This window comes from Streptomyces sp. NPDC013457, from assembly GCF_043089925.1.
GTDB lineage: Bacteria > Actinomycetota > Actinomycetes > Streptomycetales > Streptomycetaceae > Streptomyces.
This window is the reverse complement of record NZ_JBICBL010000010.1, coordinates 1-10985: the sequence shown is the minus strand read 5'-3', so window position 1 is coordinate 10985 and position 10985 is coordinate 1. Positions and strand designations below refer to the sequence as shown.

Annotated in this window: 11 protein-coding genes and 1 riboswitch; of the genes, 1 reads left to right on the top strand and 10 read right to left on the bottom strand. The window is 69.6% G+C overall.

Features of this window, described 5'->3' with window-relative positions; translation table 11 throughout:
• Positions 1 to 41 precede the first annotated feature (41 nt).
• Positions 42 to 140, bottom strand: a riboswitch (glycine riboswitch).
• Between the two features lie 114 nt (positions 141 to 254).
• Positions 255 to 623, top strand: a complete 369-nt coding sequence (locus ACF1G2_RS25800; RefSeq protein WP_391800544.1) for a PRC-barrel domain-containing protein — start codon at positions 255 to 257, stop codon at positions 621 to 623.
• Between the two features lie 124 nt (positions 624 to 747).
• Here ACF1G2_RS25800 and ACF1G2_RS25795 read toward each other — a convergent pair whose 3' ends face one another.
• The 10 genes from ACF1G2_RS25795 to ACF1G2_RS25750 form a co-directional block, all read right to left on the bottom strand.
• Entirely contained in the window at positions 748 to 2163 is a 1416-nt protein-coding gene (locus ACF1G2_RS25795; RefSeq protein WP_391800543.1) for a DNA polymerase IV, read from the bottom strand.
• Positions 2164 to 2236: 73 nt separating this feature from the next.
• Positions 2237 to 2884: a MerR family transcriptional regulator gene (locus ACF1G2_RS25790; protein WP_391800542.1), complete on the bottom strand. Its 648-nt coding sequence runs from the start codon at positions 2882 to 2884 to the stop codon at positions 2237 to 2239.
• Between the two features lie 180 nt (positions 2885 to 3064).
• Positions 3065 to 3538, bottom strand: a complete 474-nt coding sequence (locus ACF1G2_RS25785; protein ID WP_158985224.1) for a bifunctional nuclease family protein — start codon at positions 3536 to 3538, stop codon at positions 3065 to 3067.
• A gap of 53 nt (positions 3539 to 3591) precedes the next feature.
• Positions 3592 to 4335 (bottom strand): MerR family transcriptional regulator, encoded by a 744-nt coding sequence (locus ACF1G2_RS25780; RefSeq protein WP_391800541.1) that lies wholly within the window; start codon positions 4333 to 4335, stop codon positions 3592 to 3594.
• A 29-nt stretch (positions 4336 to 4364) separates the two neighbouring features.
• Positions 4365 to 5282: an FHA domain-containing protein gene (locus ACF1G2_RS25775; RefSeq protein ID WP_391800817.1), complete on the bottom strand. Its 918-nt coding sequence runs from the start codon at positions 5280 to 5282 to the stop codon at positions 4365 to 4367.
• Between the two features lie 82 nt (positions 5283 to 5364).
• On the bottom strand, positions 5365 to 6207 hold the full coding sequence (locus ACF1G2_RS25770; RefSeq protein ID WP_391800540.1) for a DUF881 domain-containing protein: 843 nt from the start codon (positions 6205 to 6207) through the stop codon (positions 5365 to 5367).
• A 5-nt stretch (positions 6208 to 6212) separates the two neighbouring features.
• Entirely contained in the window at positions 6213 to 6545 is a 333-nt protein-coding gene (locus ACF1G2_RS25765) for a small basic family protein (RefSeq protein WP_158985233.1), read from the bottom strand.
• Positions 6542 to 7471 (bottom strand): DUF881 domain-containing protein, encoded by a 930-nt coding sequence (locus ACF1G2_RS25760; protein WP_391800539.1) that lies wholly within the window; start codon positions 7469 to 7471, stop codon positions 6542 to 6544. Before ACF1G2_RS25760 ends, ACF1G2_RS25765 begins: the two co-directional genes overlap by 4 nt.
• A gap of 101 nt (positions 7472 to 7572) precedes the next feature.
• Entirely contained in the window at positions 7573 to 10068 is a 2496-nt protein-coding gene (locus ACF1G2_RS25755; protein WP_391800538.1) for a sugar phosphate nucleotidyltransferase, read from the bottom strand.
• 116 nt (positions 10069 to 10184) lie between these two features.
• Positions 10185 to 10793, bottom strand: coding sequence for a CDP-alcohol phosphatidyltransferase family protein (locus ACF1G2_RS25750; protein ID WP_260227174.1), 609 nt, complete (start codon positions 10791 to 10793; stop codon positions 10185 to 10187).
• Positions 10794 to 10985: the final 192 nt, after the last annotated feature.

The window sequence follows — 10985 nt, the reverse complement described above, 5'->3', positions numbered from 1 at the left end:
AGCGGATGCCGTCGGACTTCCGCTCTGCTTTCCAGAGTGACCTCGCCCGTGCGGTACAGGTGCCTGAGAGATTCCGGGGAGGATTTGCTCCTTCGGCGCCTCCGAAAGGTTTCTCCGGAGGACTCTCCCGCACGGTGTCGACAGCCACAGCCAGCCTACCAGCGCCGTTCCCGGACCAGTCGCTCAAGTGGCCGACATCCCAGATGTGCACTTTCGTAGTCCTTGTAGAGCAGTTGCGACCTGTTGGAGGGACCGTGCAGACCGACATCGATCCGCGCAGCCTGATCGGCCGCAAGGCGTACGACCGCAACGGACACAAGATCGGCACCGTGGACGAGGTGTACCTGGACGACGCGACGGGAGTCCCCGAGTGGGCGGCGGTCCGCACGGGACTCTTCAGCCGGGACGCGTTCGTCCCGCTGGAGCCGAGCGAACTGGTCGAGGACGGCCTCCACATCCCGTACGAACGCGCCCTGATCAAGGACGCCCCGGACTTCGGCGTGGGCCGCCACCTCTCCCCCGAGCAGGAACTCCAGCTCTACCGCCACTACAGCCTGGCCCTCCCGCCCCCGCCCCCGATGGACCACGACTTCGGCCGCCTGGCAGGCCAGGAGGACACCTGACCGCCCCACCCGCCCCCGCCGGCGGCGAGGCGCCACCCACAGGAAGGCCCGCACCTCTGCCATGCCATCTGCACGGCTGGTGCGGGCGGGAACGACAAGCCCGGCCGAAGGCCGGGCGCACCCCCTAGGCGACCGCCGCCTCCCCTCCCTCCCGCCCCACCAGCGGCAACGGCTCCCCCGGCTCCAGCTCCGGATCGTCGACGAGAAACGTCCGCACCCGCCCCGGCGGCGACTGCGGCTCCTCGAAGCGCACGGTGACGCGCCCGACCCCGCTCCCCTGCACCCACCCGGCCCCGTACACCGCATGGCGTACGTCGTTCCCGGGCGCCCATCTCCGCTCGGCGGCCTGCGGCTCCTCCGGCTCGGGGGCCGCCGCGGGCGCCGGCACGTCCTCCCCCACGCCCCCTGTACCCTCCGGCCCCCCTGGGCCTCCCGAACCCCCTGAATCCCCCGCTTCCTCCGCCCGCTCCGCCGCCTGGGCGAAGAGATCCTCCTGCGTGTAGTCGGCGAGGCCGCTCACCCCCACGCCGAGCAGCCGCACGCCACCGGTGGTGTCCACGCCCTCCAGGAGTCGCCCGGCCGCCTCCCGCACCACGAGCGGGTCGTCCGTGGGCCCTCGCAACGTCTCCGAGCGCGTGAGCGTCGAGAAGTCGAACCGCCGGACCTTCAGCACGATCGTGCGGCCCGAGTGCCCCAACGCCCGCAGCCGCCCCACGCACCGCTCGGCAAGCCGCTCCACCTCGGTCCTGATCCGCACCCGGTCATGCAGGTCCACGTCGAAGGTGTCCTCGACCGACACCGACTTCGCGTCCCTCTCGGCCACCACGGGCCGATCGTCGTGCCCCTGGGCCATTCGGTACAGGGAGGTCCCGTGCGCCCGCCCCAGCAGCCGTACGAGCTCGTCCTCGCCCGCTTCCACGAGATCGGAGACCGTGGTCATCCCGGCCCGCCGCAGATGCTCCCCGGTGGCCGGGCCGACCCCCGGCAGGATCCGCACCGACTTCGGCCCCAGCAGCTCCCGCTCGGTCCCCGGCTCCATCAGCACCAGCCCGTCCGGCTTCGCCTCCTCGGAGGCGATCTTCGCGAGCATCTTCGACCCCGCGAGCCCCACGGACCCCGTCAGCCCCGTGGTGGCGAGAATGTCCCTGCGCAGCCGCTCACCGGCTTCCAGCGCGCTCGCGCGGTCGTCGGCCACTCCCCCGGCCTCCAGGTCCACGAAGGCCTCGTCCAGGCTCAGCGGCTCGACGAGCGGCGACAGCCGCCCGAGCAGCTCCATGACCTGCTCGCTGATCGAGCGGTAGAAGCCGAAGCGCGGCACGAGGTAGGCCGCGTTGGGTGCCAGCCGCCGCGCCTGGGCCATCGGCATCGCGGAGTGCACACCGAAGCGCCGGGCCTCGTACGAGGCGGTCGCCACGACCCCACGCGGGCCGAGACCACCCACGACCACCGGCTTTCCGCGCAGACTGGGCTTCGCCGCCTGCTCGGCGGCGGCGAAGAAGGCATCCATGTCGAGATGCAGGATCGTCGGCGCGGCTCTCACACGTCCGATGCTGCCCTACGCCACTGACAATCGACCGCACGCACATACGGACGCGTCACAGCCGGAGAACGGCTCAGACCGCGCGGTCCCGCCGCCGGCGCGCGAGCTCGTCGCCGGGGTTGTGACCGATCAGGGTCTCGCCGGTGTCGATCCGCTCCCCGTGCAGCTGGGAGAGCGCCGCCTCCACATCGCGCCGGACCACGCCGACCGCGATCCCGAAGACGCCCTGACCGCCCTGGAGCAGGTCCACGACCTCGTCGGGCGAGGAGCACTCGTAGACCGTGGCCCCGTCGCTCATCAGCGTCATCCGCTCCAGGTCGCGGAAGCCGCGGGCCCGCAGATGCTGGACGGCGGCCCGGATGTTCTGCAGCGCGACCCCGGTGTCCAGGAACCGCTTGACGATCTTGAGTACGACGACGTCATGGAAGCTGTACAGCCGCTGCGTCCCGGATCCGTACGCCGGCCGCACGCTCGGCTCGACGAGCCCGGTGCGTGCCCAGTAGTCCAATTGGCGGTAGGTGATCCCCGCCGCCGCGCAGGCCGTCGGACCGCGGTATCCCACCGTGTCCGTACCGGCCGCCTCGTCGGAGACGACGTTCGGCGCCGCCCCCGCACCCGTGTCCGCCCCGAAGTCGCCCACACTGCCGTGAAGCGGATACGGACCGCTCTCCCCGGGCGCGCGCCCGAGGGAGCCCCCTGCCGTACCGTCGCCGCTGCTCATCACGCCGACCCTCCGTCCTTGACCTGCCCACACGAAGGTAGGCAGTCGCTCGGGGTGCGTCAACGATCGCCACACTCGGCACGCCGAGTGATAATCACCCTGAGAGTGGTTTCCCGTGCCCCTCTCCGGGGAAAGGCTTTCCGAATGCCCGGACGGCACCCGGTGAACAGCGGCCGGACCTCACTGGCTGCTGGACCCGAAATCCTCGGGGGAGATCTGGTCGAGGAACTCGCGGAACTTCTCCACCTCGTCCTCCTGCTCGTCCGGAATCGCGATACCGGCGTCGTCCAGCACGCCGTCACTGCCGAAGATCGGCGTTCCGGTGCGAAGGGCCAGCGCTATGGCGTCGGACGGCCTGGCGCTCACCTCGACACCGCTGGCGAAGACCAGCTCCGCGTAGAAGACACCTTCACGGAGATCGGTGATGCGGACCTCGGTGAGCTCTTGGCCCACGGCTTCAAGGACATCCTTGAAGAGGTCGTGCGTCAGCGGCCTGGCAGGGGCCATCCCCTGCTGGGCGAAGGCGATCGCGGTCGCCTCACCCGGTCCGATCCAGATGGGGAGGTACCGATCGCCTCCCACTTCACGCAGGAGCACGATCGGTTGGTTGGAGGGCATTTCCACCCGGACACCCACAACGTCGAGCTCGTTCACACAGCAACCCTAGGACGTGCCCGACCGGTTTGGGTAGTCGGGCCCCCACAAGATCACTGCAAGCGAAGTCCGAGCGCGGTCTGGACCAGTGCCGCGTGGAGCCGCACGGAGAGCCCGGCGAGCTCCTTCGCGGTGGCCTCCGCATGGGCTCTGGTCTGCGGGTTACGGTGCCGACGCAGTGGCGCCACCACCTGCTCGACCAGTCCGGCCTCCCGGTCGGCGGCCGCTTTGACCGCCCGGAGATGCCTCGGTTCCAGACCGAATCTCCCCAGATCCGCGACGAGCCGGGCGACGGTGACAGCCTCGGCGTCGTAGCCGCCCTCGGGTCCCGCGGCGATGAGTCCGTACGACTCCCACTCCGCGAGCTCCCCCTCGGTCACCTCGGCGGCGGCCAGCAGCTCGGCCCGCCCCACGCGCGCCGCGGTCGGACGGTCGCCCTCCGCCTCCCACGCCCCGTCGAGCAGGTCGCGCTGCGGGCTGGGAGCGGGGAGCCTGATCTGCTCACCCCGGGCGAGGGCGTCGAGATGCTCCCGGATCACCTTCAGCGGAAGATAGTGATCGCGCTGCATTCGCAGGATCTGGGCGAGCCGCTCCACGTCCTGCGGGCTGAACTTCCGGTACCCGGAGGCCGTCCGCCGGGGCTCGACGAGCCCCTCGGCCTCCAGAAACCGGATCTTCGAGATGGTCACTTCGGGAAACTCGTCACGCAGCTGGTTCAGCACCGTCCCGATGCTCACCAGCCGGTCGCCCGCGGTGGCGGTGCCGTGACCGGCACCGCCCGTCGGTGTTCGCAGCATGGACCTTCCCTGAAGGCTTCCCCGAGGCGTCACACGCCTCGCTGGCTCGAGTGGAAGACCAGCCGGTACTTGCCGATCTGCACCTCGTCGCCGTTGGACAGAACCGCCGAGTCGATCGGCTCCCGGTTGACGTACGTACCGTTGAGGCTGCCGACGTCGGCGACGGTGAAACTGCCGTCCTGCGCCCGCCGGAACTCCACATGGCGCCGCGACACGGTGAAGTCGTCGAGGAAGATGTCGCTCTGCGGGTGACGGCCGGCCGTGGTCAGCTCGCTGTCCAGCAGGAAGCGGCTGCCCGAGTTCGGGCCGCGGCGCACGACGAGGAGCGCCGATCCGGCCGGCAGTGCCTCGACGGCCGCCTGCGCCTCGGGCGACAGGGACGGCAGCGCCGTCTGGCCGGTGACCTCGGCGTCGTACGCCTCAAGGCCGGAGATCGAGATCGTCGACGTCGTCTCGGACGCGCGCTCCACAGGCGCCCCGCCCCGCAGCGGCGTGCCGCAGTGGGAGCAGAAACGGCTGTCCGCCGCATTGCGGTGACCGCACCTCGTACACACCGGCATGGACGCGTCCTCCTGCCGCGGCTGACCCGCGGAGGTCTGTGTCGCATACGGGTCGGGGGTGAACCCTCCACCCGTACCTGAGGTTGATGGTTCCCCGAAACCTATGCGCCCGGCACCGGCAGGGTCAACAGACGACGCGCCGTGGTCGTCGACCTCGTCACGGAAGAGCGGGCGTTCGCCACCCTGCTCCTCGCTCTGGGCGTGGCGCGGCGCGCGGTGCTTGGCGTTGCCGCCGTCCTCGCGTGCGCTCTTGCCGAACAACTTCGCAAAAAAACTCACGGGCGATTCCCCTTGACCGAAACAGACCCGCCCGTGGGGCAGGACGAACCCTGAATGAACACACCTGCCGACCCGGACATCCTCACAACGTCCGTATCCACCCGACAGTTTCCACCACGCACCACGCTTGTGGTGCGGCGACCCCCCGCAACGTCTTCCCCTTGTCGCGCGGCCGCCATGCGCCCCCGCCTCACTGCGAGGACGACTGAGCGTAGTCAGGCCGCTTCGCAGGTCGCAAGGCATCCACGACGATCTTCTGGGACCGGGCCACGGTCGCGGTGGCCTGCTCCTTCTCCAACGTCTGCACGACGCCACCAGGGATGTTGAGCGCGGGCTCAAGATCCTCGGGCTTGCCGATGACCTTGAAGACGTACGGAGCGGCCACCTTCGTTCCATCGATTTCTATATCGGTGCCGCTACCCGTGAAGTAGCTGTCCGCGACGACTCGTACGTCGTTGACCTGAATCGCCTCGGCGCCGGCCGCGCGCAGCTCCTGGATGGCGTCGAGCAGCATGTCCGACTCGACCGCCGCGGCCGCCCCGCGGACGGTCAGCGTGATGCCCGGGCCCTCCGCGGCGACGGTTCCGGCCAGGATGCCGAGCTGCTGCTCCTTCTCCTGGGTCTGCTTGCGCGCCTCCTCGGCCTGGTCGGAGCTGGACTCCAGCTCCGAGCGCTGGGTCTCCAGACGCGCCGCCTCGTCCTCCAGCCGCTGGGTGCGGTCGTCGAGCTCGTCGAGGATGCGGACCAGGTCCTCCTGGCGCGCCCCGCGCAGCGCACTGTTGTCGCTGGTGGAGCGGACCTGGATGGCGAGACCGAGGCCGAGGACGAACAGCAGCACCGCGACGATCAGTTGGGCCCGGCTCACCCGCGGCGGCCAGAGACCGGCCGCCAGCCGCTGGCGTCCGGTCAGCGGCTCCTCGGGGGCGGCGGGCGCCGCGGGGGCGACGGGTTCGGAGGGCGTCGCCTGCTCCGCCGGCGTCGGCCGGTCGTCGTCCGGGTTCTCAGGGGACTTGGGGTTGGTCGCGTCGCTCATCGGTGTCACGCCCGGAAGACGTGCCGCCGGATGGCGGCCGCGTTGGAGAAGATCCGGATGCCGAGCACGACGACGACACCGGTGGACAGCTGCGCGCCGACGCCCAGCTTGTCGCCGAGGAAGACGATCAGCGCGGCCACGACCACGTTCGAGAGGAAGGAGACCACGAAGACCTTGTCGACGAAGATCCCGTCGAGCATGGCCCTGAGGCCGCCGAAGACCGCGTCGAGGGCGGCGACCACGGCGATCGGAAGATAGGGCTCGACCACCGCCGGAACCTCGGGACGGACGAACAGTCCGACCACGACTCCCACGATCAGGCCCAGTACGGCGATCAAGATGTGCCCTTCCCTGTGTCGGCCGTGGCCCGCCCGGTGGGCTTGGTGGCCCCGGCTCCCCTCGGCTCTGCTGTACGTACGATCAGGCTCGGCGCGGCCGGCAGACGCACATCGGCCTCCGCCGAGATGCTGGTGCGGATCCCGAAGTTCTCCTGCAGCGCGTGCAGGTACTGCCCGTCGGCGCTGTCCTGGAACGCGGTGGCCAAGCGCTGCCCGTCCCCCACCGCGAGCACCGTGTACGGCGGCACGAGCGGCTTGTTGTCGACCAGTATGGCGTCACCGGCGGCCCGGATCGCCGAGAGCGACGTCAGCCGCTGACCGTTGATGGCGACCGCCTCGGCACCGGACTCCCACAGACCGTTGACGACCCGCTGCATGTCGCGGTCACGGACCCGGCCGGTGTCGGAGAAGCCGCTGCTCTCGCGCGGACCCCCGCCACCCTCCTCGGTGTCCTTGGCGTCGTCGACCACGAGCTTCACGCCGGGGCCGTGCACCGGCGTCGCGCCGGAGAGCAGCGCCACCAGCTCGGCCTGGTCGCCACCGTGCTCCTCGAGCGCCTCGCGCTGCCGCTCACCGACCTCGGCACGGATCTTCTCGACGTCCTGCTCCAGCTTCTCGGCCGCCGCGGTCTCCGCGTCGATCCGGTCGATCAGCTCCTGCCGTTCCTTGGCGACGACCGGCGCGGAGATCCGCGCCTCGGCGGCGCCCACGGTCACCACCGCGGCGGCGAGAACGAGGCCGGCCGCGAGCCCGAGCTTGGCCCGGAGCGTACGGGGCAGCCCGCCGCCCTCCGCCTCACGCCGGGCCGAGGCCTCGGCGTACCCGTCGTCGAGCGCATGGTCCATCACGTTGTTCAGCAGCGACATGGACGCGTCCGGGCGCGGGGGTGGTGTTCCTGTGCTCCGAACGGGGTGCTGCTGCGACATGCCGCACATCGTCGCACGTCGGCGCTGCTACCGCCGAATGGCCCCACCGGAGAGCCGGGCCGCGTCCGACGGACACCACCCGGCTCACCCGTCCCAGCGCTCTACTGACCTGCGCTGTCGACCACACCCGCCCACTCGTCGAGGAGCGCCTGCGCGGACGCGTCGTCGGGCCCCTCGGCCCACAGATGAGTGACGGCCTCGGCCGGGTCCGGCAGCACCATGACCCAGCGCCCGTCGGCCTCCACGACCCGCACACCGTCGGTGGTGTCCACCGACCGCTCGCCGGCCGCCTCCACCACACGGCGCATGACGAGCCCCTTCACGGCCCACGGCGTCGCGACGTCCCGCTTCAGGACGTGCGCCCGCGGGATTCGGGCATCGATCTGGCTCAGCGTGAGCTGGGTCCGCGCCACCAGACCGATGAGCCGTACGAAGGCGGCGGCACCGTCGAAGACGCTGGAGAACTCGGGAACGATGAACCCGCCCCGGCCGTCGCCACCGAAGATCGTGGTGTCCTCCCGCCCGACGCGGGTCAGATCGTCGGGTGAGGTCGTCGTCCACTCCACCTGCGTGCCGTGGTACGCGGCGACCTGCTCGGCGATCCGTGTGGTCGTCACGGGCAGCGCCACGCGCCCGGAACGCCGCTCGGCGGCCACGAGGTCGAGCATGACCAGAAGCGAACGGTCGTCCTCGATGATCCGGCCACGCTCGTCGACGAGCGACAACCGCTCGCCCACCGGGTCGAACCGCACCCCGAACGCGGCACGCGCCGAGGCGACGATCTCCCCGAGCCGCACCAGCCCGGCCCGCCGGGTCTCCGCCGACTCCGTGGGCCGCGCCTCGTCCAGGCCCGGGTTGATCGTCAGCGCGTCCACCTGGAGGCGGCCGAGGAGGCTCGGCAGAACGAGCCCCGCGCTGCCGTTGGAGGCGTCCACGACGACCTTCAGCCCGGCCTCGGCGACACCGGAGGTGTCGACGTTCCGCAGCAGCGAGCCGGTGTAGGAGTCGAAGACGCTCGCCGGGAAGGAGAGGTCCCCGATCTCGCCCGGGAAGGCCCGCCGGTACTCCTGACGTGCGAAGACCCGGTCCAGCTTGCGCTGCCCCGCCTGCGAGAGATCCGCTCCCCGCTCGTCGAAGAACATGATGTCCACGGAGTCCGGGACACCGGGCGAGGTCCGCAGCATGATCCCGCCCGCGCTTCCTCGGGCGGTCTGCTGCCGTGCGACCGGCAGCGGTACGTTCTCCAGGTCGCGCACGTCGATGGCACTGGCCTGCAGCGCTGAGATCACGGCCCGTTTCAGGGCGCGGGCGCCCCGGGAGTGATCACGCGCGGTGGTGACCGTGGAGCCCTTCTTCAGCGTCGTGGCATACGCCCCCGCCAGCCTCACGGCCAGCTCGGGCGTGATCTCCACGTTCAGGATCCCGGAGACACCGCGCGCGCCGAAGAGATGCGCCTGGCCACGCGACTCCCAGATGACGGACGTGTTGACGAAGGCGCCGGCCTCGATGGTCTTGAAGGGGTAGACCCGTACGTTCCCCTGAACGATCGATTCTTCGCCCACGAGACACTCGTCGCCGATGACGGCGCCGTCCTCGATCCGGGCCGCCCGCATGACATCGGTGTTCTTCCCGATGACACAGCCGCGCAGATTGCTCTGCTGGCCGATGTAGACGTTGTCGTGGACGACGGCCTTGTGCAGGAACGCGCCGCTCTTCACGACCACGTTCGACCCGATGACGCTGTGCTCGCGCACCTCGGCACCGGCCTCGACCTTCGCGTAGTCACCGATGTACAGCGGCCCGCGCAGAACCGCGTCGGGGTGTACCTCGGCACCTTCCGCGACCCAGACGCCGGGCGAGATCTCGAACCCGTCGAGTTCGACCTGGACCTTGCCCTCGAGCACGTCGGCCTGCGCCTTGACGTAGCTCTCGTGGGTGCCGACGTCCTCCCAGTAGCCCTCGGCGACGTAGCCGTAGATCGGCTTGCCTTCCTTCATGAGCTGAGGGAAGACGTCACCCGACCAGTCGACGGAGGTGTCGGCCTGGACGTAGTCGAAGACCTCGGGCTCCATCACGTAGATGCCCGTGTTGACGGTGTCCGAGAAGACCTGTCCCCAGGTCGGCTTCTCCAGGAACCGCTCGACCTTCCCCTCCTCGTCCACGATCGTGATGCCGAATTCCAGTGGATTCGGCACACGGGTCAGACAGACGGTGACCAGAGCGCCCTTCTCCTTGTGGAAGGCGATCAGATCGGTGAGGTCGAAGTCGGTGAGCGCGTCACCGGAGATCACGAGGAAGGCATCGTCCTTCAATGCCTCCTCGGCGTTCTTCACACTCCCCGCTGTGCCGAGCGGTTTCTCCTCGTTGGCATACGTGAGCTCCATTCCGAGCTCCTCGCCGTCACCGAAGTAGTTCCTGACCAGCGAGGCCAGAAACTGCACGGTCACGACGGTCTCGGTGAGTCCGTGCCTCTTGAGCAGTCGAAGGACGTGCTCCATGATCGGCCGGTTCACCACCGGCAGGAGAGGCTTGGGCATGCTCGAGGTCATGGGGCGAAGTCGTGTTCCTTCGCCACCGGCCATCACGACGGCCTTCATGTCGGAAGCGTCCTCCTTGAAGAGACGACGGTCCAGCCGACTTCACCTGCCCGCGCTGTGGGCCTCGGGCGTCCTCGCTCGTGCCGGCGACACTGCACGGCACAGGACAGACGGGCTCAATCGGCCTCGGTGTCCGCCTTCACGAGTCGACGGACCTGGACCACGTAGAGGATCCCTGCCCACCAATACAGAGTTGTACCCCATCCGGCGAAGGCCCACCCGAAAACTTCGGCGAGTGACGAAAGCCAGCCCGTTCCGTCACTGAGCAGCAGCAAGGGGAAGGCGTACATCAGGTTGAAAGTCGCAGCTTTCCCCAGGAAGTTCACCTGCGGCGGCGGATAGCCGTGCCTGCGGAGGATTCCCACCATCACGAGCAACATCAGCTCGCGCGCGAAAAGCGCGGCGGTCAGCCAGAGCGGCAGGATCTCGCGCCAGGTCAGCCCGATGAGGGTGGAAACGATGTACAGCCGGTCGGCGGCAGGGTCGAGCAGCCGGCCGAGGTTGCTGATCTGGTTCCAGCGCCGGGCGAGCTTCCCGTCGAGATAGTCGCTGACACCGCTGAGCATCAGCACGAGCAAGGCCCAGCCATCGCTGTTGGGCCCACCGAACACGGGTCGGAGAATCAGCCACAGGAAGAGCGGCACGCCCACAAGGCGAGCCATGCTCAAGATGTTGGGGATGGTGAGGACCCGGTCCGTCTGAACGCGAGTCTCCTGGACCTCCACCCGGGGGCCTCCTGTGGGGGAACGTGCCGATGATGCCCCTGACCTTACCTTCAGCCATGGCGACGGGATGCACAGGGGTCGTGCGCCTGTTCGTGAACGCAAAAATGCCTCAACCCCCGGACCAGGTCCAGGGGTTGAGGCTAAAAATTGTTCGGCGGCGTCCTACTCTCCCACAGGGTCCCCCCTGCAGTA

Excerpts from the sequence above, each read along its gene's own strand:
- ACF1G2_RS25770 (WP_391800540.1), bottom strand. The coding sequence starts at position 6,207 with ATGAGCGACGCGACCAACCCCAAGTCCCCTGAGAACCCGGACGACGAC.
- ACF1G2_RS25780 (WP_391800541.1), bottom strand. The coding sequence starts at position 4,335 with ATGCTGCGAACACCGACGGGCGGTGCCGGTCACGGCACCGCCACCGCG.
- ACF1G2_RS25760 (WP_391800539.1), bottom strand. The coding sequence starts at position 7,471 with ATGTCGCAGCAGCACCCCGTTCGGAGCACAGGAACACCACCCCCGCGC.
- ACF1G2_RS25755 (WP_391800538.1), bottom strand. The coding sequence starts at position 10,068 with ATGAAGGCCGTCGTGATGGCCGGTGGCGAAGGAACACGACTTCGCCCC.
- ACF1G2_RS25790 (WP_391800542.1), bottom strand. The coding sequence starts at position 2,884 with ATGAGCAGCGGCGACGGTACGGCAGGGGGCTCCCTCGGGCGCGCGCCC.